The organism is Ancylobacter dichloromethanicus (assembly GCF_018390645.1).
In the GTDB taxonomy this organism is placed as follows: domain Bacteria; phylum Pseudomonadota; class Alphaproteobacteria; order Rhizobiales; family Xanthobacteraceae; genus Ancylobacter; species Ancylobacter dichloromethanicus.
In genome coordinates this window covers 83,058-105,475 of sequence record NZ_JAHBGC010000017.1, presented here as the reverse complement: position 1 = coordinate 105,475, position 22,418 = coordinate 83,058, and the positions used below count along the sequence as shown (strand labels likewise).

The 22,418-nt window shown below is 71.5% G+C and carries 15 protein-coding genes and 1 pseudogene (1 of these 16 only partly in view); 15 read left to right on the top strand and 1 reads right to left on the bottom strand.

Translation table 11 applies throughout. The features are described 5' to 3' along the window. From cobN to KHC23_RS08050, 5 genes and pseudogenes are all read left to right on the top strand, one after another. Window positions 1-1,998, top strand: a pseudogene (gene cobN / locus KHC23_RS08070) (cobaltochelatase subunit CobN); it begins 1,319 nt to the left of the window's first position. Beyond that, a complete protein-coding gene (cobG, locus tag KHC23_RS08065) occupies window positions 1,995-3,239 on the top strand; it encodes a precorrin-3B synthase (RefSeq protein ID WP_213371268.1) in 1,245 nt (414 codons plus the stop codon). Before cobN ends, cobG begins: the two are co-directional and overlap by 4 nt. Beyond that, window positions 3,240-3,875, top strand: coding sequence for a precorrin-8X methylmutase (locus KHC23_RS08060; protein ID WP_213371266.1), 636 nt, complete (start codon window positions 3,240-3,242; stop codon window positions 3,873-3,875). Beyond that, window positions 3,872-4,606, top strand: a complete 735-nt coding sequence (locus KHC23_RS08055) for a precorrin-2 C(20)-methyltransferase (RefSeq protein ID WP_213371264.1) — start codon at window positions 3,872-3,874, stop codon at window positions 4,604-4,606. Before KHC23_RS08060 ends, KHC23_RS08055 begins: the two co-directional genes overlap by 4 nt. After that, window positions 4,603-5,364 (top strand): precorrin-3B C(17)-methyltransferase, encoded by a 762-nt coding sequence (locus tag KHC23_RS08050; RefSeq protein WP_213371263.1) that lies wholly within the window; start codon window positions 4,603-4,605, stop codon window positions 5,362-5,364. The genes KHC23_RS08055 and KHC23_RS08050 overlap by 4 nt, the downstream gene beginning before the upstream one ends. Here the strand turns inward: KHC23_RS08050 and KHC23_RS08045 are convergent. Beyond that, window positions 5,334-6,137: a cobalt-precorrin-6A reductase gene (locus KHC23_RS08045; RefSeq protein ID WP_213371261.1), complete on the bottom strand. Its 804-nt coding sequence runs from the start codon at window positions 6,135-6,137 to the stop codon at window positions 5,334-5,336. The two genes, KHC23_RS08050 and KHC23_RS08045, sit on opposite strands and share 31 nt — an antisense overlap. Between KHC23_RS08045 and cbiE the strand changes: the two genes are divergently transcribed. From cbiE to glgX, 10 genes are all read left to right on the top strand, one after another. Next, entirely contained in the window at window positions 6,136-7,416 is a 1,281-nt protein-coding gene (gene cbiE, locus KHC23_RS08040) for a precorrin-6y C5,15-methyltransferase (decarboxylating) subunit CbiE (RefSeq protein WP_213371259.1), read from the top strand. The genes KHC23_RS08045 and cbiE overlap by 2 nt on opposite strands. After that, entirely contained in the window at window positions 7,413-7,829 is a 417-nt protein-coding gene (locus KHC23_RS08035) for a cobalamin biosynthesis protein (protein ID WP_213371257.1), read from the top strand. Before cbiE ends, KHC23_RS08035 begins: the two co-directional genes overlap by 4 nt. Then, window positions 7,826-8,584, top strand: a complete 759-nt coding sequence (cobM, locus tag KHC23_RS08030) for a precorrin-4 C(11)-methyltransferase (RefSeq protein WP_213371255.1) — start codon at window positions 7,826-7,828, stop codon at window positions 8,582-8,584. The genes KHC23_RS08035 and cobM overlap by 4 nt, the downstream gene beginning before the upstream one ends. A 136-nt stretch (window positions 8,585-8,720) precedes the next feature. Further along, entirely contained in the window at window positions 8,721-10,055 is a 1,335-nt protein-coding gene (locus KHC23_RS08025; protein WP_213371253.1) for a cobyrinic acid a,c-diamide synthase CobB, read from the top strand. Further along, window positions 10,052-10,429, top strand: a complete 378-nt coding sequence (locus KHC23_RS08020; protein ID WP_213371251.1) for a DUF423 domain-containing protein — start codon at window positions 10,052-10,054, stop codon at window positions 10,427-10,429. The genes KHC23_RS08025 and KHC23_RS08020 overlap by 4 nt, the downstream gene beginning before the upstream one ends. Window positions 10,430-10,567: 138 nt before the next feature. Next, window positions 10,568-13,072, top strand: coding sequence for a glycogen/starch/alpha-glucan phosphorylase (locus KHC23_RS08015; protein WP_213371249.1), 2,505 nt, complete (start codon window positions 10,568-10,570; stop codon window positions 13,070-13,072). 180 nt (window positions 13,073-13,252) lie between these two features. After that, window positions 13,253-15,493, top strand: a complete 2,241-nt coding sequence (glgB, locus tag KHC23_RS08010) for a 1,4-alpha-glucan branching protein GlgB (protein WP_213371247.1) — start codon at window positions 13,253-13,255, stop codon at window positions 15,491-15,493. Window positions 15,494-15,508: 15 nt separating this feature from the next. Next, the gene (glgC, locus tag KHC23_RS08005; RefSeq protein WP_213371245.1) at window positions 15,509-16,777 is read left to right on the top strand and encodes a glucose-1-phosphate adenylyltransferase; all 1,269 of its coding nucleotides are present in this window, start codon (window positions 15,509-15,511) and stop codon (window positions 16,775-16,777) included. 34 nt (window positions 16,778-16,811) lie between these two features. Continuing rightward, window positions 16,812-18,269: a glycogen synthase GlgA gene (gene glgA, locus KHC23_RS08000; protein ID WP_213371243.1), complete on the top strand. Its 1,458-nt coding sequence runs from the start codon at window positions 16,812-16,814 to the stop codon at window positions 18,267-18,269. Then, on the top strand, window positions 18,266-22,417 hold the full coding sequence (gene glgX / locus KHC23_RS07995) for a glycogen debranching protein GlgX (protein WP_213371241.1): 4,152 nt from the start codon (window positions 18,266-18,268) through the stop codon (window positions 22,415-22,417). Before glgA ends, glgX begins: the two co-directional genes overlap by 4 nt. Window position 22,418 lies beyond the last annotated feature (1 nt).

Genomic DNA, 22,418 nt, shown 5'->3' with positions numbered 1-22,418 from the left:
CCCGGCGTCAGCCGGGCGCCTCAGGATGACGGCGTTCTGGACCTCGCCGCCTATCGCGCCCGCCTCGCCGACCTGCCGCCCGAGGCGGTCGCCGCCGTCGAGGCCGCCTGGGGCGCGCCGGAGGACGACCCGCAGCTTGTCGACGGCGCGTTCCGTTTCCGCGCGCGGCGCTTCGGCCATGTCACCGTGGCGCTGGCGCCGGATCGCGGCGATCGCGCCGACCGCCGGGCGCAGTATCACGACCCGGCGCTGCCGCCGCGCCACGCGCTTCTCGCCTTTGGCCTGTGGTTGCAGGACAGCGCCGATGCGCTGGTGCATATGGGCGCGCACGGCACGCTGGAATGGCTGCCGGGCAAGCATGTGGCGCTCACGCGCGCCTGCTTCCCCGAGTTGCTGCTCGGCGCCCTGCCGGTGGCCTATCCGTTCATCGTCTCCAATCCCGGCGAGGCGGCGCAGGCCAAGCGGCGGATTGCGGCGGTGACGCTCGGCCATCTGCCGCCGCCGACGCTTGAGGCCGGGCTTGCCGGCGAGGCCGCCGAGCTGGAGCGGCTGGTGGATGAATATGCTGAGGCCGACGGGCTCGACCGCCGCCGGCGCGAGCGTCTCGCCCGGCTGATTGTCGAGGAGGCGACGCGCACCGGGCTCGCCCGCGACGCCGGGCTCGCCACCGATGCCGAGCCGGATGAGGCGCTGAAGCAGATCGACGCCTTTCTGTGCGACATCAAGGAGATGCGGCTCAAGGACGGGTTCCATGTCTATGGCCGTGGCGCGTGCGGGGAGGCCGAGCGCGACGGGCTGCTGGCCGCGCTGGACGGGCGGCGCGTCGCGGCGGGCCCGGCCGGCGCGCCGGGGCGCGGGTGCACCGATGTGATGCCCACGGGGCGCAACCTGTTCGCCAGCGATCCCCGCGCGCTGCCCACACGGACCGCGATGGACCTCGGCCGGCTCGCCGCCGATGAAATCCTGCGCGCCTATGCGCAGGCGCATGGCGACTGGCCGCGCGCGCTGGTGCTCGACCTGTGGGGCAGCGCCACGCTGCGCACCGGCGGCGAGGAGATCGCCCAGGGGCTGGCGCTGATCGGCGCGCGGCCGGTGTGGGACCCGGGATCGGGTCGCGTCACCGGCATCGAGGTGCTGCCGCCGGCCGCGTTGGGGCGCCCGCGCGTCGACGTGACCTTCCGCATTTCCGGCCTGTTCCGCGACCTGTTTCCGGCCCAGATCGCGCTCCTCGACGCCGCCCTGCGTGCGGTGGCGCGGCGCGAGGAGAGCGAGGAGGAAAACCCGCTGCGCGCGGCCGGCGAGGGCGCCGCGCGCATCTTCGGCACCGCCCCGGGGGCCTATGGCGCCGGGCTGGAGGCGCGGGAGGGGGAATTCGACCGGGTAGCCTTGGGCGCGGCCTATCTCGCCAGCGCCTCGCACGCCTATGGCGGCGCGGAAGGGCAGGCGCGGCCGGCGGACGGCTTCACCGCGCGGGTGGCGGCGGCGGATCTACTCGTGCACGGCGCGGATGATCCCGGCCGCGACCTGCTGGAGGGCGACGCCGACCTCGCCTTTATCGGTGGCTTCGCGGCGGCGGCGGCGCTTCTGGGGCGCGCGCCGGACCTCGTGGTGCTCGACACGTCCGACCCGGCCCGCCCGGTCGCCCGCCCGCTCGCCACGGCGCTGGCCCGGATCGTGCGGGGACGCACCAGCCCGCGCTATATTGATGGGCTCCTGCGTCACGGGCCGCGCGGGGCGGCGGAAATCGCTGAGACGGTGGACCGGCTGATCGGCTTTGCCGAGGCGACCCGCGCCGTGCCCGGCCATCTGATCGACGCGCTGCACGCCGCCTATGCCGGCGATATCAGGGTGCGGGACTTCCTGCTGGCGGCCTCGCCCGAAGCGGCGCGCTTCGTCGCCGCCCGCTTCGACGGCGCGCGGATGAGGGGGCTCTGGCACCCGCGGCGCAACGATGTGGGCGCTGATCTTGCCAGTCTCGCAGGGGAGGCGGCGGAATGAGGGCGCGTGCTTTCTCGACCGTGGTGGCAATGCGGCGTGGCGCCTGCCCGAGCCTGCCGGAACCGATGCCGACCGGCGACGGGCTGCTGGCGCGGCTGCAGCCGCTCGCCCCCCTGACGCTCGACCAGATCGCCGGGCTGGCGCGGCTCGCCGCCGAGCTTGGCAACGGCATTGTCGAGGTCACCGCGCGCGGCAAGCTGCAATTGCGCGGGCTGACGCCGGGCACCGCGCCGCGCCTGCCGGAAGCGGTGGCGGCGCTTGGCATCGACGTGCCGCAGGGCTTTCCGGTGGAGGTCGGTGCGCTGGCGGGGCTTGATCCGACGGCGCACTTCGACCCGCGCCCGCTGGCGCGGGCGATTTCCGATGGTGCCGCCGGCCTCGTGCCGCGCCTCGCACCGAAAGCCTCGGTGGTCGTCGATGGCGGCGGGCTGTTGCGGCTCGGCGGGCTGAAGGCGGATATCGCGGTGGGCGCGGGCGCCGGGGGACGGGTTCGGATCACGCTGGCCGGCGTCCCGCTCGGCGAGGCGAGTGCGCAGGCGACGGGCGATGTGGTGCTGGCGCTGCTCGAAAGCCTTGTTGCCCGCGGCAATGCTGCCCGCATGCCGGAACTGCTGGCCGGGGAGGGCATCGAGCCCCTGCGCCGCCGTTTCGGCCTCGCCGCGCCCGTCCCGGCACGCGACGAGGGCGTCGATCCGGTGGGGCGGCATGCGCTCTTGCAAGGCACTTTCGCCCTCGGCGTCGGCCTCGAATTCGGGCAGGTCACGGCGGCGACGCTGGCAAGGCTGGCCGATGCGGCGGCAGAAGCGGGCGCCCGTCATGCCGAGCCGGCGGCAGGGCGGGCTTTGCTTCTGGTCGGGCTCACCCCCGAGGCTGCCGCCGGCCTGAAGGTGGAAGCCGCCTCGCTCGGCTTCATCATCGATCCGGCCGACCCGCGCCGGCGCGTCCATGCCTGCGCCGGGCAGCCGGCCTGCGCCGCGGCGCGGATCGACACCCATGCGCTGGCGGCGACGCTGGCGCCGCTGCTGGAAGGCCGCGACCTGCATGTCTCGGGCTGCCCGAAGGGCTGCGCCCACCCCGCAAAGGCGGCGCTGACCATCGTGGGGCTGGACGAAGGGGCGGGTCTCGTGGTCGAAGGCACGCCGCGCGATGTGCCCGCGCGCCTCGTGCCGGCCACGCGGCTGCGCGAGGCGGTGCAGGACCTGTTGCAGAAGGACGAGACGTTGATGAAGGACCTGGCCTGAGTGTCCACCCCGTTCGACTATGAGCGCGACGGCAATGCGATCTATGAGCGCTCCTTCGCCATCATCCGCGAGGAGGCCGATCTCGGCCGCTTCACGCCTGAGGAGGCGGATGTCGCGGTGCGGATGATCCATGCCTGCGGGCTGGTCGAGGCCGCCTTCGCCATCGACTTCGCGCCCGATCTGGTGCGCGCCGCCCGCAACGCGCTGAACGCCGGGGCGCCGATCCTGTGCGACGCGCAGATGGTGGCGCATGGGGTCACCCGCGCCCGCCTGCCGGCCAATAACGAGGTGATCTGCACCCTTCGCGAGCCCGCCGTGCCCGGGATGGCGGAGCGGCTCGCCACCACCCGCTCGGCCGCCGCGCTGGAATTGTGGCGCGACCATATGGAAGGCGCGGTCATCGCCATCGGCAACGCGCCCACCGCGCTGTTCCGCCTCATGGAAATGCTCGACGCCGGCGCGCCCAGGCCCGCCGCCATTCTCGGCATACCGGTCGGCTTCGTCGGCGCGGCGGAATCCAAGGACGCGCTCGCCTCGGGCGAGCATGGCGTGCCCTGGCTGGTGGTGCGCGGCCGGCTGGGCGGCAGCGCCATGGTGGCGGCGGCGGTGAATGCGCTGGCGAGGCCGGGATTATGAGTGTTGTCCACGGAAGGCTGATCGGCGTCGGCGTCGGGCCGGGCGACCCTGAACTGATGACGCTGAAGGCGGTGCGGGCGCTCGGCCAAGCCGACGTGGTCGCCTATTTCGCCAAGCTCGGCAATGGCAGCCATGCCCGCGCCATCGCCCACGCCCATTTCCGCGCCGGGGCGCAGGAACTGCCGCTCGGCTACCCCGTGACCACCGAGATGCCGAAGGACGAGGCGCCCTATCGCAGTGCCATCACCTGTTTCTACGAGGAGGCGGCGCGGACGGTGGCGGCGCATCTCGACGCCGGGCGCAGCGTCGCCGTGCTCTCAGAGGGCGATCCGCTGTTTTACGGCTCCTATATGCACCTGCATGTGCGGCTCGCCCATCGCTACCCCACCGAGGTCATTGCCGGCGTCACCGGCATGTCCGGCTGCTGGTCGCAGGCCGGCGCCCCGATTGCGCAGGGCGACGACGTGCTGAGCGTGCTGCCGGGTACCCTCGATGAGGCCGAACTGGCGTGCCGGCTCGCCGGCACCGACGCGGCGGTGATCATGAAGGTGGGGCGCAACCTGCCGAAGATCCGCCGCGCGCTGGCGGACGCCGGACGGCTGGAGCGGGCGCTCTATGTCGAGCGCGGCACCATGGCGGGCAGCCTGTGCGAAAGGCTGGAGACGCGCGGGGACGGCCCCGCGCCCTATTTCGCCATCGTGCTGGTGCCGGGCTGGGAGACACGCGGATGAGCAAGGGCAAACTGTTCATCGTCGGCCTCGGGCCGGGCGAGGCGCGCTTTCTCACCCCGGAGGCCAGCGACGCGCTCAGCCGGGCCGAGGCGCTCTATGGCTACCAGCCCTATCTGGAGCGGGTGCCGGCGCGCGAGGGGCAGGCGCGCCACCCCTCCGACAACCGGGAGGAACTGGTCCGCGCCGGCGCGGCGCTGGCGCACGCGGCCGCCGGCGCGCAGGTGGCGATGGTCTCGGGCGGCGACCCCGGCGTGTTCGCCATGGCGGCGGCGGTGATCGAGGCGATCGAGGCCGGCGCGCCGGAATGGCGGGCGCTCGACCTCGTCATCGTGCCGGGCATCACCGCGATGCTGGCGGTGGCGGCGAAATGCGGCGCGCCGCTGGGCCACGATTTTTGCGCCATCTCGCTCTCCGACAATCTCAAGCCCTGGGAGGTGATCGAGAAGCGGCTGCGGCTCGCCGCCCAGGCCGGCTTCGCCATGGCGTTCTACAACCCGGTGTCGAAGGCGCGCCCGCACCAACTCGACACCGCCTTCGAGATATTGCGCGCGGAACTGCCGGCGGGCGTGCCGGTCATCTTCGGCCGCGCGGTGGGGCGGCCGGACGAGCGGATGCGGGTGGTGCCGCTGGCCCATGCGCGCGGCCACATGGCGGACATGGCGACCTGCATCATCGTCGGCTCGCCGGAGACGCGGCTGGTGGAGCGGCCGGGCCTGCCGGCGCTGGTCTACACGCCGCGCCACGCCGGGGACGAATGATGGGGCAGGCGCTCCAGCCAGCCGAGCACCTGCGCGACGCTTTCCACCGTCTCGACCTCGGGTCGGGCCGGGCGGGCGACCATCACCACCTCGATGCCGAGGGCGCGGGCGGCGTCGATCTTGCCATAGGTCGCCGTCCCGCCGCTGTTCTTGGAGAGGACGGCGTCGATGCGGTGGGCGAGCAGCAACGCGCGCTCGTCGTCCCGCGCGAAGGGGCCGCGCGCCTCGATATAGCGGGCGTCCGGCACATCGAGCGGCGGTTCCACCGGATCGATGCTGCGCACGAGATAGGCGTGCCGCGGGGCGGCCTCCAGCGCGCGCACCTCGTTGCGGCCGAGCGCCACCAGCACCCGGCGCGGGGCCGGGCCGAGCTTTCGCACCGCGTCGGGAATGTCGGCGGCCTCGGTCCAGATATCGCCGGGCCGCTTTTCCCAGGCAGGCCGCGTCAGGGCGAGCAGCGGCACGCCGGCCCGGCGCGCGGCCTCGGCGGCGTTGCGCGACATGGCGGCGGCGAAGGGGTGGGTGGCGTCGACCAGCGCGTCGATGCGCTCGGTCGTGAGATAGGCGGCGAGGCCGTTGGCGCCGCCGAAACCGCCCGAACGGGTGGGGGCGTCCATCGGCAGCGGGTTGCGCGTGCGCCCGGCAAGGGACAGGCTGACGGCATATGTTCCGCGCGCGGCGAGGGCCGCCGCGAGTTCGCGGGCCTCCTGGGTGCCGCCGAGGATGAGCAGGCGCGGGGCGCCGGCCTCCCGGCCGTTTTCGGATGCGTTCATGCAGGGCAGTGAAACCATCGCGCCGCAGCCGTCAACCGACGAGCCGAACGTTCCCGGCGACGGGCGCTGGCTGAGCATCGTCGGCATTGGCGAGGATGGGCTCGCCGGCCTGTCGCCGGCCGCGCGGGCGGCGGTGGAGGCGGCCGAATGCGTGTTCGGCGGGGCGCGCCATCTGGCGCTGGCCGGCGCGGCGGTGCGGGGCGGGGCGCATCCGTGGCCGAGCCCGTTCGCGCGCGGCATCGAGGAAGTGCTGGCGCGGCGCGGGCGGCCCGTCTGCGTGCTCGCTTCTGGCGATCCGTTCCTGCATGGCGTCGGCGCCACGCTGGCGCGCCATGTGCCGGCGGCGGAGATGCTCGTGTTTCCCGCCCCCTCCGCCTTCAGCCTCGCCTGCGCCCGGCTCGGCTGGCCGCTGGCGGAGGTGACGTGCCTTACCGTGCATGGCCGTTCGCTCGACCTGGTGCGGGCGCATCTGCACCCCGGCCGCCGGCTGCTGCTGCTAACCTCCGATGGCGCCGGGCCGGGCGAGATCGCCGCGCGGCTGGCCGGGAGCGGCTTCGGCCATTCCAGGCTCACCGTGCTGGAGGCGCTGGGCGGCCCGCGCGAGAGGCTGCGAACGGCGCGGGCCGAGGGTTTCGCGCTGGACGGTATCGACCCGCTGAACCTTCTCGCCATCGAGGTCGCGGCGGGGGAGGGCGCGCGCCTCCTTGCCCGGGCGCCGGGGCTGCCGGACGAGCTGTTCGAGCATGACGGCCAGCTCACCAAGCGCGAAATTCGTGCGGTGACGCTCTCCGCGCTCGGCCCCCGCCGGGGGGAATTGCTGTGGGACATCGGCGCCGGCGCCGGCTCGGTCGGCATCGAGTGGATGCTGGCTGACCCCTCGCTGACCGCCATCGGCATCGAGGAACGCCCTGAGCGGGCGGCGCGGGCGCGGCGCAATGCGGGCGCGCTCGGGGTGCCGGGGCTGGAGATCGTCGAGGGGCGGGCGCCCGAGGCGCTGGCTGGGTTGCCCACGCCGGACGCGATCTTCATCGGCGGCGGGGCGAGCGAGCCCGGCGTGCTGGACGTCGCGCTCAATGCGCTCAAGCCCGGCGGCCGGCTGGTGGTCAACGCGGTGACGCTGGAGACCGAGGCGCTGCTGATCGCCCGCCACGGCGCGCTGGGCGGCGAGTTGGTCCGCCTTTCCGTCGCCCGCGCGATGCCGGTCGGCGGGCTCACCGGCTGGCGGCCGGCGATGCCGGTCACGCAATGGAGCTGGAGCAAGCCGGGGGGGGCTTCATGATCGTGGCTGGCATCGGCAGCCGTCGCGGCGTGACCGCCGAGGAGGTCTGCGCCGCCATGCGCGCGGCGATGGAGCGCCACGGCGTGAAATTGTGCGATATCTCGCTGATGGCCACCCCGGCGGCCAAGGGCGGCGAGGCCGGCATCATGAAGGCGGCGCTCGATCTCGGCCTGCTGCTGGTGATGGTGCCGCACAAGCAGCTTGAGGCGGCGGGCGCGCGCGCCGTCACCCATTCCGAGCGCGTGGTGGCGCTGATGGGCGTGCCTTCCGTCGCCGAGACCTCGGCGCTGGCGGTGGCCGGCCGGCGCTCGGCGCTGATCGGCCCGCGCTTCGTGCTGGGGCCGGTGACCTGCGCCTTCGCCCGCGAGGCGGAAAAAGGGCAGGAGACATCGAAAGGGATGGAAACAGCGTGACCGTGCATTTCATCGGCGCCGGGCCCGGCGCGGCGGATTTGATGACGCTGCGCGGGCGCGACCTCATCGCGCGTTGCCCGGTGTGCCTCTATGCCGGCTCCATCGTGCCGCCGGAAATGCTGGGCTGGTGCCCGGAAGGCGCGCGCATCGTCGATACCGCGCCGCTCTCGCTTGACGAGATCGAGGCGGAATTTGTGGCGGCGCAGGCGGCCGGGCGCGACGTGGCGCGGCTGCAGTCGGGCGATCTCTCGATCTATTCGGCGGTGGCCGAGCAGGTGCGGCGGCTGGCGAAGCACGGCATCGCCTACACGTTCACCCCCGGCGTGCCGGCCTTCGCGGCGGCGAGCGCGGTGCTGGGGCGGGAATTCACCGTGCCGGGGCTGGCGCAGAGCCTCGTCATCACCCGCGTTTCCGGCCGCGCCTCGGCGATGCCGGCAGGGGAGACGCTGGCCGCCTTCGGCGCCACCGGGGCGACGCTCGCGATCCATCTCGCCATCCACGCGCTGGAGCCGGTGGCGGCGGAGCTGGCGCCGCTCTACGGCGCGGATTGTCCCGTCGCGGTGGTGGTGGAGGCGACGCGGCCCACCGAGCAGGTGATCGCCGGCACGCTGGGCGACATCGTAGCGAAGGTGGCGGCCGAGCCGGTGGAGCGCATGGCGCTGATTCTGGTCGGGCGGGCGCTGGCGCCGGAGGATTTTCGCGAGAGCGCGCTCTATGACGCCGCCTATCAGCGGCGTTTCCGGGGGCGGGAATGAGGGGGAGCCAGATGACCATCCTTCGAGGCTCGGGCATAGCCCGAGCACCTCAGGATGACGGCGCTCTTTCTGATCGCCGTCATCCTGAGGCGCGAGCGCAGCGAGCCTCGAAGGATGCCAATGCCGGGCGTCGCCCATGACCGCCCGTGGCTTCATCATCGCCGCCTCCCGCTCGGGCTCGGGCAAGACCACGGTGACGCTCGGCGTCGCCGCCGCGCTGAGGGCGCGGGGCGTGCGGGTGCGGGCGGTGAAGTCGGGGCCGGACTATATCGACCCCGCCTTCCACGCCGCCGCCACCGGCCGGCCGGGGCTGAACCTCGACAGCTTCGCCATGCCGCCCGCGCTCATCGACGCGCTGGCGGCGGAGGCGGGGGCGCAGGCCGATATCGTGCTCATCGAGGCGTCGATGGGCCTGTTCGACGGCATCGAGGGCGAGGCCGGGCGCAGCGGCGCGGCGGCGGACCTCGCCGCCCGGCTCGGCCTGCCGGTGGTGCTGGTGCTCGACATTTCCGGCCAGTCGCAATCGGCCGCGGCGGTGGTGCGCGGCTTCGCCACCCACGACCCGCGGGTGCGGATCGCCGGGGTAGTCCTCAACCAGGTCGCCAGCGAGCGGCACCGGGCGCAGGCCGGCGCCGCCATCGCCGCTCTTGGTATCCAGATATTGGGCAGCCTGCCGCGCGACGGGGCGGTGAGCCTGCCGGAGCGGCATCTCGGCCTGGTGCAGGCGGGCGAGCACCCGGCGCTGGCCGCGCAGCTTGCCGCGCTGGCGGAGCGGGCGGCGCGGCATATCGACCTCGACGCGCTCGCCGCGCTGGGCGTGCCGATCCAGCCGGCCGGTCCGGCGCCGGTGGCACTGGCCCCGCCCGGGCAGCGCATCGCGCTGGCCCGCGACGTCGCCTTTTCCTTCGCCTATGAGCACCTTGTCGCCGGCTGGCGGCGGGCGGGGGCGGAAATCCTGCCGTTCTCGCCGCTCGCCAACGAGGCGCCCGACCCGACGGCGGACGCCTGCTGGCTGCCGGGCGGCTACCCGGAACTGCATGGCGGAACGCTTGCCGGCGCCACACGCTTCCTCGACGGCGTGCGCGGATTCGCGCAGACCCGGCCGGTGCATGGCGAATGCGGGGGCTTCATGGTGCTCGGTGGGTCGATCGAGGATGCCGAGGGCGGCGTCCATCCCATGCTGGGCCTGCTCGGCCACGCCACCAGCTTCGCCCGGCGCCGGCTCAATCTCGGCTATCGCCGCGCGGTGACGCTGATGGCCTCGCCGCTGGGCCCGGCGGGGACAAGGCTGCGCGGCCACGAATTCCATTATGCCAGCGTCACACAAGCCGGCGACGATGCGCCGCTGGTCGAACTGAGCGATGGCCAGGGCAAGGGGATGGGGCCTGCCGGCAGCCGCCGGGGACGGGTCTCGGGAACCTTCTTCCACGTCATCGCCACGGACGGCCAACCTATCGGAGCAGACACATGAACGCCTTTCGCCGCCTTCTCGTCTTTCTGGCCGGCCTGATGGGCGCGGCCGGCGTGGCGGCCGCCGCGGCGGGGGCGCATGTGAGCGCCGACCCCAACCTCGCCACCGCGGCCAGCTTTCTCATGCTCGGCGCTGCGGCGGTGACCGGCGGCTGCGCGCTGGCGGCGGCGCGCGGGCCAGGCTGGTCCTTCGCCACCGTGGGGGCCGGGATCATCACGCTGGGGACCGTGCTGTTCAGCGGTACGCTGGCGGCGCGGGCGCTCTGGAACATCGTTCTTTTTCCTATGGCCGCGCCGGCGGGCGGGACTATGCTGATTCTCGGATGGCTGGTGCTCGCCCTGGCCGCCTTCGAACGGGAAACCCGCGCCGGCTGAACGTGGCCATTAAACGTGGCCATTAAACGTGGCCAGTAAACTTGGCCAAAAGGTTGCATCCGGCACGGGTGAAACGAACAAGCGGTGCCTGGCGCCTCACAGGGGCGGAGGCCAGCCGCGACGGGAGCAAAGCTGCACATGTCACTCGAGGTCGAAGACAAAATGCTGGACACGCCGGAGACACAGGCCCGCCCGACTTCTGCCGCGCAGGGCGACGAGGTCGCCAAGTTCCGTGCGGCGGTGATCTCCAAGCTCACCTATGCGGTGGGCAAGAACCCGGCGGCCGCGAGCGATCGCGACTGGTTCCTCGCCACCGCCTTCGCCACCCGCGACCGCATCGTCGACCGCTGGATCACCTCGACCCGCCAGACCTATTCGGAAGGCCGCAAGCGGGTCTACTACCTCTCGCTGGAATTCCTCATCGGCCGGCTGCTGTTCGACGCGCTGACCAATATCGAGATGCTGGAGACCGCGCGCTCGGCGCTCGGCGATCTCGGCGTCGATCTCGACCGGCTGCGCCAGGTCGAGCCGGACGCGGCGCTGGGCAATGGCGGCCTCGGCCGGCTCGCCGCCTGCTTCATGGACAGCATGGCGACGCTCTCCATCGCCGCCTATGGCTACGGCATCCGCTACGAGAACGGCCTGTTCCGCCAGATGATCAAGAATGGCTGGCAGCAGGAATATCCCGAGGACTGGCTGTCCTTCGGCAACCCGTGGGAGTTCGAGCGTCCCGAGGTCTATTACGACATCGGCTTCGGCGGCTCGGTGGAGGCGATCGCCATCGGCGGCGACCGCAAGAAGCAGGTCTGGCACCCGGCCGAGACGGTGGAGGCGGTCGCCTACGACACGCCGATCGTCGGCTGGCGCGGCCAGCATGTGAACACGCTGCGGCTGTGGTCGGCCCGCGCCGCCGACCCGATCCGGCTCGACGCCTTCAACCAGGGCGACCATGTCGGCGCGCTGGTCAACCAGGTGAAGGCCGAGGCGATCTCCAAGGTGCTCTACCCCTCCGACGCTACCCCGGCGGGGCAGGAGTTGCGGCTGCGGCAGGAATATTTCTTCACCGCCGCCTCGCTGCACGACCTGATCCGCCGCCACGTGGACAGCTTCGGCGACGTGCGCTCGCTGCCCGACAAGGTGGCGATCCAGCTCAACGACACCCACCCCGCCATCGCCGTGGCCGAACTGATGCGGGTGCTGGTCGACGAGAGCGACATCGAATGGGACGAGGCGTTCGACATCACGGTGCGGACCATCTCCTACACCAACCACACGCTGCTGCCGGAGGCGCTGGAGACCTGGCCGGTGCCGCTGATGGAGCGGGTGCTGCCGCGCCACATGCAGATCATCTACCAGCTCAACGCCAAGCATCTGGAAAAGGTGCGCGCCGCCTTCCCCGGCGACGACGCGCTGCTCGGCTCGGTGTCGCTGATCCAGGAGGATCACGGCCGCCGGGTGCGCATGGGCAATCTCGCCTTCCTCGGCTCGCATTCCGTCAACGGCGTCGCGGCGCTGCACAGCGAACTGATGAAGACGACGGTGTTCAAGGACTTCTACCGCCTGTTCCCCGAGCGGATGAACAACAAGACCAACGGCATCACCTTCCGCCGCTGGCTCTACCAGGCCAATCCGGGCCTCACCAACCTGCTGGTCGACACCTGCGGGCCGGGCGTGCTGGACGATGCCTCCCAACTCACCAAGCTCGAAGCCATGGCGGGCGATTCCGCGCTGCAGGACCGCTTCATGGCGATGCGCCGGCAGAACAAGGTGGCGCTGGCGCGCCTGATCCGCGACCGGCTCGACATCAAGGTCAATCCGGGCGCGCTGTTCGACGTGCAGATCAAGCGCATCCACGAATATAAGCGGCAGTTGCTGAATGTGCTGGAGACCATCGCGCTCTACGACGCGATGCGCGCCAACCCGGCCAAGAACTGGGCGCCGCGGGTGAAGATCTTCTCCGGCAAGGCGGCGGCGAGCTACCAGATGGCCAAGCTGATCATCAAGCTGGCCAACGACGTGGCCCGGGTGGTCAATGACGACCCGACCGTGCGCGAGCTGCTGAAGGTGGTGTTCCTGCCCAACTACAATGTCAGCCTCGCCGAGGTGGTGATCCCGGCGGCGGACCTGTCGGAGCAGATCTCCACCGCCGGCATGGAGGCCTCCGGCACCGGCAACATGAAGATGGCGCTCAACGGCGCGCTCACCATCGGCACGCTCGACGGCGCCAATGTCGAGATCAAGGATCAGGTCGGCGACGACAACATCTTCATCTTCGGCCTCACCGCCGACGAGGTCGAGCAGCGCCGCATCGCCGGCGTCGACGAGACCGGCTCGATCCGCAACTCGCAGCATCTTGGCGAGGTGCTGGACGCGGTCGGCTCCGGCGTGTTCTCGCCCGACGAGCCGGACCGTTTCCGGCCGCTGGTCGACGCGCTGCGCCACCACGACTACTTCCTGGTGACGACCGATTTCGATGCCTACTGGGACGCCCAGCGCAAGGTCGACGCGCGCTGGAACGACCGCCGTGCCTGGTGGCAGTCGAGCATCATCAACACCGCGAACATGGGCTGGTTCTCCTCCGACCGGACCATCTCGGAATACGCCAAGGACATCTGGAACGTCCCGGTGCGGACCATCCGCTGACCTCGGCGGGCGGTTCGATGTCGTGGCCGGCGGTCTCGCCGGCCACTTCGTCGGCGGCCGCCATTAACCTGATGCCGCATCTTGCGGCTGCCACGTGTGGACTTTGTGTTGGCGGTAGAGGAACCTTCACTGCGCGCGGGGCTTGTTCCCAGTGTTTCGGCTCAGGAAGGGTTGGCAGTGATGCAGGTATGGCAGGCACCCGGACGGGAGGTCGACGCTCTCGTCGCAGGCCGCCATCACGACCCTTTCTCGTTGCTGGGCCCGCATGAATCGCCGCAGGGGCTGGTCCTGCGCGCCTTCGTGCCGCATGCTGAGGTTCTGGAGGCGATCGAGCCGGACGGGGCGCCGATCGTCGCGCTGGAGCGCCGGAACGCGGCCGGCTTCTTCGAGGGGCTGGTGCCCGGACGCCCCGCCTGGGCGCGCTATCGGCTGCGCGCCCGCAATGACGGCGGCGAATGGCTGCTGGACGATCCCTATTCCTTCCCGCCGGTGCTGGGCCCGCTCGACGACCATTTGCTGGTCGAGGGCACCCATCGCACGCTCTACGAGCGGCTGGGCGCGCACCCGGATTCCCATGAGGGGATCGAGGGCGTGCGCTTCGCGGTGTGGGCGCCGAACGCCGCGCGGGTGTCGGTGGTCGGCGACTTCAACCAGTGGGATGGGCGCCGCCACCAGATGCGCAAGCGCGTCGACAGCGGGCTGTGGGAGATTTTCGCGCCGGGCGTGGGCGAGGGGGCGATCTACAAATACGAGATCGTCGCCGCCGATGGCCGGCTGCTGCCGCTCAAGGCCGACCCGTTCGGGTTCAAGGGCGAGTTTCGCCCGGCCACCGGCTCGGTAGTGGCGCGCACCGGCAATTTCGAGTGGCACGACGCCGACCATATCGCCGCCCGCGCCACCGGCGAGGCCCGGCGCAAGCCGATGAGCACCTATGAGGTGCATCTCGGCTCCTGGCGGCGCGGCGAGGATAACCGCTTCCTCACCTATGACGAACTCGCCGACCAGCTCATCCCCTATGCGCAGTGGATGGGCTTCACCCATCTGGAACTGCTGCCGGTCTCCGAGCACCCGCTGGACGCCTCCTGGGGCTACCAGCCGATCGGGCTGTTCGCGCCGACCAGCCGCTTCGGCGACCCGGCCGGCTTCGCCCGCTTCGTCGACACAGCGCACCGGGCGGGGCTGTCGGTGATCCTCGACTGGGTGCCGGCGCATTTCCCCACCGACATTCATGGGCTGGCGCATTTCGACGGCGGCCCGCTCTACGAGCATTCCGACCCGCAGCGCGGCTTCCACCCCGACTGGAACACGGCGATCTACGATTTCGGCCGCCGCGAGGTCGCCAATATGCTGATCGCCAACGCGCTCTACTGGCTCGACCGCTTCCATGTCGACGGGCTGCGCGTGGATGCGGTGGCGTCGATGCTCTATCTCGATTACTCACGCAAACACGGGGAGTGGTCCGCCAATCCGGACGGCTCCAACGACAACAAGGACGCCGTCGCTTTCCTCCAGCGTGCCAACGAGATCATCTATGCCGAGCATCCCGGTACGGTGGTGATCGCCGAGGAATCGACCTCGTGGGCCGGGGTCTCGCAGCCGGTGTTCGCCGGCGGGCTGGGCTTCGGCTTCAAGTGGAACATGGGCTGGATGCACGACACGCTCGACTACATGTCGGTCGACCCGGTCTACCGCCCCTGGCACCACAACAAGGTCACCTTCGGCATCACCTACGCCTTCTCCGAGAATTTCGTGCTGCCGCTGTCGCATGACGAGGTGGTGCACGGAAAGGGCACCATCCTCACCCGCATGCCGGGCGACGACTGGCAGCGCTTCGCCACCATGCGCGCCTATTACGCGGTCATGTGGGCCTATCCCGGCAAGAAGCTGCTGTTCATGGGGCAGGAATTCGCCCAGCGCCGCGAATGGAGCGAGGAGCGCTCGCTCGACTGGCATCTCGTCGGCATGGGTCCGCATCACAGCGGCATGCAGTTGCTGGTCCGCGACCTCAACCTGACCTATCGCGACGCGCCCGCGCTCCACAAGCACGATTGCGAGCCGGACGGCTTCCGCTGGATCGTGGTGGATGACAGCCAGCAATCGGTCTTCGCCTGGGCCCGCTTCGGCGACGCGGACGACGCGCCGGTGGTGATGGTGGCCAATCTCACCCCGGTGCCGCGGCCGGGCTACCGCCTCGGCCTGCCGCGCGCCGGCCGCTGGCGCGAGATCGTGAACACCGACGCCGACCTTTATGGTGGCTCGGGGATGGGTAATCTTGGTGGGGTGACGGCTGTCGACGAGCCCTCGCACGGGCTGCCCGCCAGCGCGCCGGTGACGTTGCCGCCGCTGGCCACGCTCTATTTCAAATGGGAACCGGAAATGCGCCCCGCCGAAGGCGACGACCGGATCAAATCTAGCGACTGAGGGAGACGACGCGACATGGCACGGCCAACGCTACCGAATGCCCCCCTGGCCCGCTCGGCGATGGCCTATGTCCTTGCCGGTGGCCGAGGCAGCCGCCTGATGGAGCTGACCGATCGCCGGGCCAAGCCGGCGGTCTATTTCGGCGGCAAGTCGCGGATCATCGACTTCACACTGTCCAACGCCATCAATTCCGGCATCCGCCGCATCGGCGTCGCCACCCAGTACCAGGCGCACAGCCTGATCCGGCACATGCAGCGCGGCTGGAACTTCCTGCGTCACGAGCGCAATGAGAGCTTCGACGTGCTCCCGGCCAGCCAGCGCGTGTCCGAGACCATGTGGTATCTGGGAACGGCGGACGCGGTCTATCAGAACCTCGACATCATCGAGGCCTATGATACGCGCCATATCATCATCCTGGCCGGCGACCACGTGTACAAGCAGGATTACGAAATCATGCTTCAGCAGCACGTCGACACCGGGGCCGACGTGACGGTGGGCTGCCTCGAAGTACCGCGCGAGGAAGCCAGCGCCTTCGGCGTGATGCATGTCGATGAGCAGGACCGCATCATCTCCTTCCTGGAGAAGCCGAAGGACCCGCCCGCCATGCCCGGCCGGCCGGACAAGGCGCTGGCCTCGATGGGCATCTATGTGTTCGAGACCAAGTTCCTGATCGACCAGCTGCGCCGCGACGCCGCCGACCCGCTGTCGATGCATGATTTCGGCAAGGACCTCATCCCCTACATCGTCAAGAACGGCACCGCCTCGGCGCATCATTTCTCGCGCTCCTGCGTGCGTTCCGACCAGGAGACGGCGCCCTACTGGCGCGATGTCGGCACGGTTGACGCCTATTGGGAGGCCAATATCGACCTCACCGGCGTCGTCCCGGAACTCGATCTCTACGACCGCGACTGGCCGATCTGGACCTATGCCGAGATCACCCCGCCGGCCAAGTTCGTGCATGACGACGAGGGCCGGCGCGGGCAGGCGATCTCCTCGCTGGTGTCGGGCGGCTGCATCATCTCGGGTTCGTCGCTGCGCCGGGCGCTGCTGTTCACCGGGGTGCGCATCAATTCCTATGGCTCGATCGAGAACGGTGTCATCCTGCCTTATGTCGAGATCGGCCGCTCGGCGCGGCTGAAGAATGTGGTGATCGATTCGCATGTGCGGATTCCCGAAGGGCTGGTCGTCGGCGAGGACCCGGAACTGGATGCCAAGCGCTTCCGGCGGACGGAAAAGGGCATCTGCCTCATCACCCAGACGATGATCGACAAGCTGTCGGTTTAGGCTTCAGGCGTTCAAGGCGGGGCTCGGGATCGGCGTGTCATCGTTCAAGGTTCTTTCCGTCGTCTCGGAAGTCTTTCCGCTGGTGAAGACCGGCGGGCTCGCCGACGTGGCCGGCGCGCTGCCGGCGGCGCTGGCGCGGCACGGCGTCGAGGTGCGCACCCTGGTTCCCGGCTATCCCGCGGTGATGGCGGCGCTCGGCGAGGGCGAGGCAGTGCACCGCTTCGACGATCTGTTCGGCGGGCCGGCGACGCTGCTGGCCGGCAAGGCGAGCGGGCTCGACCTGTTCGTCATCGACGCGCCCCATCTCTATGACCGCCCCGGCGGACCCTATATGGGCCCCGGAGGGGTGGACTGGGACGACAATGCGCGGCGCTTCGCGGCGCTGGGCGCGGTGGCCTCCGGGGTCGGCCTCGGACTGCTGGCGGGCTTCGTGCCGGACATCGTCCATGCCCATGACTGGCAGGCCGGCCTCGCCCCAGCCTATCTGCACTATGCCGGCACGCGGCGGCCCGGCACGGTGATGACCATCCACAACATCGCCTTCCAGGGGCAGTTTCCCGCCCATGAGTTCGGCATGCTCGGCCTGCCGCCGCACGCCTTCGGGCTGCACGGCGTCGAATATTACGGCATGGTCGGCTATCTCAAGGCCGGTCTCCAGCTGGCCGACCGCATCACCACCGTTTCCCCGGGCTATGCCGGCGAAATCCTGCTGCCCGAGGCCGGCATGGGGCTCGACGGGCTGCTGAGCGCCCGCAGCCATGTGCTGGCCGGCATTCTCAACGGCCTCGACGACGTGGGCTGGAACCCGGCCACCGACCCGCTGATCGCCCAGCCCTTCGACGCGAAGACGCTGAAGGCGCGCGCGGCCAACAAGGTGGCGCTGAAGCAGGCTTTCGGGCTCGATGCCGACCCGGAGGCGCTGCTGTTCGGCGTGGTGAGCCGGCTGTCCTGGCAGAAGGGGCTGGACCTGTTGGCCGACAGCCTCGACACGCTGCTCGGCCTCGGCGCGCAACTGGTGCTGCTCGGCGCCGGCGATGCCGACCTTGCCGGGCGCTTCGCCCTCGCGGCGCACACCCATCCCGGCCGCATCGGCGTGCAGCTCGGCTATAACGAGGGGGTGGCGCACCGTATCCAGGCCGGCGCCGATGCGCTGATCGTGCCCTCGCGCTTCGAGCCCTGCGGCCTCACCCAGCTTTCCGCGCTGCGCTATGGCGCGCTGCCGCTGGTGGCGCGGGTGGGCGGGCTCGCCGACACGGTGATCGACGTCAACGAGATGGCGCGCACCGCCGGGGTCGGCACCGGCGTGCAGTTCTCCCCGGTCACCACGCCGGCGCTGCAGCTCGCGCTCAAGCGGGTGGCCGGGCTGTGGCAGGACAAGGCGCTGTGGCAGAAGCTGCAGCGCAACGCCATGGCGACCGACGTGTCCTGGGAGCGTGCGGCGCGCCAGTATGACGGGCTGTTCCGCACGCTTGCGGCGGAGCGTGCCGGGTGAGCGACTTCACCGTTTCGTCCGGAAGCCCGGAGCCGCTGGGCGCCAGCACCGATGCGCGCGGCGTCAACGTTGCGGTTTTCTCCGCCCATGCCAGCCGCATCGAGTTCTGCCTGTTCGACGCCGCCGGCGAGACGGAAATCGCCCGCCTGGCGCTGCCCGAGCGCACCGGCGACGTGTTCCACGGCCACATATCCGGCGTGCCGGCGGGGGCCCGCTACGGGCTGCGCGCGGCGGGGCCGTGGGCGCCGGGGGAAGGCCATCGGTTCAACCCGGCCAAGCTGCTGGTCGACCCCCATGCCAGCCGGCTCGACCGGCCGTTCAAGCTCGACCCGGCGATGTTCGACACCCGCGCCGGCGGGGCGCCGCGCGACGAGGCCGACAGCGCCTTCGCCATGCCCAAGGCCATTGTCGCGCCGGTGTCCGGCCCGACGCCGGGCCTCGTGCCCGCGCCGTTCCGCTGGGAGCGGCAGGTGGTCTATGAGCTGCATGTGCGCGGCTTCACCATGCGCCACGAGGCGATACCGCCCGCGCTGCGCGGCACCTTCGCGGCGCTGGCGCAGCCCGCCGCGCTGGACCATCTGGTGCGGCTCGGCGTCACCACGGTCGAGCTGATGCCGGCCATGGCGTGGATCGACGAGCGCCACCTGCCGCCGCTGGGGCTGACCAATTACTGGGGCTACAACCCGGTGGTGTTCGGCGCCCCCGACCCGCGCCTCGCCCCTGGCGGCTTCGAGGAGATCGCCCGCACCATCGCCACGCTGCACGCGGCGGGCATCGCGGTGGTGCTGGACGTGGTGCTGAACCATTCCGGCGAGAGCGACGCGCTCGGCCCGACGCTCAGCCTGCGCGGACTCGACAACGCGACCTATTACCGCCACGCCAGCGACGACCCCTCGCGCCTCGTCAACGATGCCGGCACCGGCAACACGCTGGCGCTGGAGCGGGCGCCGGTGCTGCGGCTCGCCATGGACGCGCTGCGGCGCTGGGCGGCCTGCGGGCTGGACGGTTTCCGCTTCGACCTCGCCGCCACGCTGGGCCGCCGGCCGGAGGGGTTCGACCCGGAGGCGCCGTTCCTCGCGGCGATGCAGCAGGACCCGGCATTGCGCGACCTCGCGCTGATCGCCGAGCCCTGGGACATCGGCCTGGGCGGCTACCAGGTCGGGCGGTTCCCGCCGGGCTGGGGCGAGTGGAACGACCGTTTCCGCGACACCGCGCGGCATTTCTGGCGCGGCGATGCCGGCGTGGTGGGCGAGCTGGCGACGCGGCTGGCCGGTTCGTCCGACATCTTCGCCGGGCGCAACCGGCCGCTCTCGCGCGGCATCAACTTCGTCACCGCCCATGACGGCTTCACCCTGGCCGATCTGGTCACCTTCTCGGCCAAGCACAACGACGCCAACGGCGAACACAATCGCGACGGCACCGACAACAATGTGAGCTGGAACCACGGTGTCGAGGGCTGGACCGACGATCCCGCCATCAATGCCGCCCGGCGCGGCGACGTGCGGGCGCTGCTGGCGACGCTGCTGGCGGCGCGCGGCACGCCGATGCTGACCATGGGCGACGAGTGTGGCCGCTCCCAGGCCGGCAACAACAATGCCTATGCGCAGGACAACGAACTCGCCTGGCTCGACTGGTCGAAGACCGATGCGGAACTCGCCGATTTCACCGCCCGGCTGGTGAAGCTGCGGCTCGCCCATCGGGCGCTGCGCGGCGAGGCGCCGCTGACCGGGCGGCCGACGGACGGCAGCGGCATCGCCGATGTCGAGTGGCGCGCCCCTTCCGGCGGCACGGTGCGCTGGGACGATGGCGCCACCCGCGCGCTGGTGGCGGTGTTCTACGCGCCGGCGCGGGACGGGGAGGCGGCCGACCGTGTGGCGGTGGCGCTCAACGCTTCGGACGCGGCGCAGGCGCTGGTTCTGCCGGTGCCGCGTGACGGCTTCGTCTGGCGCGTGGGCGCCGATAGCGCGCAGCCGGAGAGCGCCGGGGGCGACGCGACCGAGGTGGCCGCGCGTTCGGTGCTGATCCTTGTCGAGGAAGCGCTGCCGACAGCGCCGCGCCGCGCGGCCGCGCCGGAGCTGCTGGAAAAGCTGGCCGCGGCCGCCGGCATTGACGGCCAGTGGTTCACGGCGGACGGCAAGGCGCAGAAGGTGAGCGACGACACCAAGCGCGCGCTGCTCGCCGCGCTGCGCCTGCCAGCCGACACCCATGGCGAAGTGTGCGACAGCCTCGCGCGGCTTTCCGGCCAGCATTTCGACCGCGACATTCCGTTCGCCGCCGTGCTGCGCGAGGGTACGGCGCCGCTGCTGACGCTGGCGGGCGAGGCGGCGCAGGCGCCGCGTCGGCTCGACCTGCATCTGCAGCTTGAGGACGGGCGGGAGATGGGGCTTGCCGTCCGGCCGGAGGAGGGCGAGCGTTCGCAGGTGGAGCGGCCGGACGGGCGGCTGGCACCGCTTCGCTCGATCGCGCTGCCGGAACTGCCGCAGGGCCGGCACGTGCTGCGCCTCGGCGCGGCCGCGTGCCGGCTCACCGTTGCCCCGGCGGCGTGCTACCTGCCGCCCGGCATCGCGAGCGGCGGCCGGCTGTTCGGCATCGGCACGCATCTCTACACGCTGCGCCGCGACGCCGCGGATCAGGGCATCGGCGATTTCACCGCGCTGGGCGAACTCGGCGTGCGCGCCGCGCGGGCCGGCGCCCGGGTGCTGGGGCTCAACCCGCTGCACGCGTTGTTCCCCGACGACCGAGAACGCACCAGCCCCTATTCGCCCTCCGACCGGCGCTTCCTCGACCCGATCTATATCGACGTGGCGGCGCTGGGGGACGATCTGGCGGGGTTCGACGCCGTCGCCGGCACGGCCAGCGTCGACTATGCGCGCGTCTGGGAGGCGAAGGAGGCGGCGCTGCGGGCGGCCTTCGCGCGGTTCGAGCGGGCGCCGGACGCGGATTTCGACCGTTTCACCGCCGAGGGCGGCGAGGCACTGTGGCGCTTCGCGCTGTTCCAGTCGATCGCCGGCGCGCATCCGCGCACCCATTGGCGGGACTGGCCCGAGGGCTTGAGCGAGGCCGCCGGCCCGGCGGTGGAGGCGTTCGGCCGCGCCCATCCCGCCGAGGTGCGTTTTGCGCTGTGGCAGCAATGGGTCACCGACCGGCAATTGGCCGGAGCGGCCGAGCAGGCGCGGGCCGCAGGGCTGTCGCTCGGCCTCTACCGCGACCTCGCCGTGGGCACCACGCCGGACGGCGCCGAGGCCTGGTCCGAGGCCGACATGCTGATGCCGGGCGTCACCATCGGCGCGCCGCCGGATCCGCTGGGCCCCGAGGGGCAGAACTGGAACCTGCCGCCCTTCGACCCGCTGGCGCTGCAGCGCGACGGCTATGCCCGCTATGCCGGGCTGGTGCGCGCCAATATGCGCCATGCCGGCGCGCTCAGGATCGACCATGTGATGGGGCTGCGGCGGTTGTTCCTCATTCCCGAGGGTGCCGGCGGGGCCGATGGCGCCTATCTCGCCATGCCGTTCGAGGCGCTTGCCGCGCAGGTGGCGCTGGAGAGCAACCGGGCGCGATGCCTTGTCGTCGGCGAAGATCTCGGCACCGTGCCGTTCGGCATGCGCGACCAGCTCAACGACGCGCGCATGCTGTCCTATCGCGTGCTGTGGTTCGAGCGGGAGGCGGGGGCTTTCCTGCCGCCGGAGAACTACCCGGCGCTGGCGGCGGCCTGCGTCTCCACCCACGACCTGCCGACGCTGGCCGGCTGGTGGGAGGGCGCGGACCTGAAGGAGCGCCACGCGCTGGGGCTGGAGGACGCGGCCGGATACGCGGCCGGGCTGGTGGAGCGCGCCCGCGAGCGCGAGCAACTGGGCGAAGCCCTGCTCAAGCAGGGGCTGATCACCGCGCTGCCGGCGGCCGATGCGCCGCTCGACGAGGCGCTGCTGGCGGCGGTGCACGCCTTCGTCGCCCGCACCCATGCGGCGCTGGCGCTGGCGCAGCTCGACGATCTCGCCGGCGAGAGCGTGGCGGTCAACCTTCCCGGCACCGACCGGGAGCGGCCGAACTGGCGGCGCCGGCTGTCGCTTCCGCTTCAGGCGGTGATGGACAGCGCGCGCGCCAAGGCCGCGCTCGCCGCCATGTCGGGCGAGCGCGGCGGGGAGCCGTGAG

Excerpts from the sequence above, each read along its gene's own strand:
- cobG (WP_213371268.1), top strand. The coding sequence starts at position 1,995 with ATGAGGGCGCGTGCTTTCTCGACCGTGGTGGCAATGCGGCGTGGCGCC.
- KHC23_RS08055 (WP_213371264.1), top strand. The coding sequence starts at position 3,872 with ATGAGTGTTGTCCACGGAAGGCTGATCGGCGTCGGCGTCGGGCCGGGC.
- KHC23_RS08050 (WP_213371263.1), top strand. The coding sequence starts at position 4,603 with ATGAGCAAGGGCAAACTGTTCATCGTCGGCCTCGGGCCGGGCGAGGCG.
- cbiE (WP_213371259.1), top strand. The coding sequence starts at position 6,136 with ATGCAGGGCAGTGAAACCATCGCGCCGCAGCCGTCAACCGACGAGCCG.
- KHC23_RS08045 (WP_213371261.1), bottom strand. The coding sequence starts at position 6,137 with ATGAACGCATCCGAAAACGGCCGGGAGGCCGGCGCCCCGCGCCTGCTC.
- KHC23_RS08035 (WP_213371257.1), top strand. The coding sequence starts at position 7,413 with ATGATCGTGGCTGGCATCGGCAGCCGTCGCGGCGTGACCGCCGAGGAG.
- KHC23_RS08025 (WP_213371253.1), top strand. The coding sequence starts at position 8,721 with ATGACCGCCCGTGGCTTCATCATCGCCGCCTCCCGCTCGGGCTCGGGC.
- KHC23_RS08020 (WP_213371251.1), top strand. The coding sequence starts at position 10,052 with ATGAACGCCTTTCGCCGCCTTCTCGTCTTTCTGGCCGGCCTGATGGGC.
- KHC23_RS08015 (WP_213371249.1), top strand. The coding sequence starts at position 10,568 with ATGTCACTCGAGGTCGAAGACAAAATGCTGGACACGCCGGAGACACAG.
- glgB (WP_213371247.1), top strand. The coding sequence starts at position 13,253 with ATGCAGGTATGGCAGGCACCCGGACGGGAGGTCGACGCTCTCGTCGCA.
- glgC (WP_213371245.1), top strand. The coding sequence starts at position 15,509 with ATGGCACGGCCAACGCTACCGAATGCCCCCCTGGCCCGCTCGGCGATG.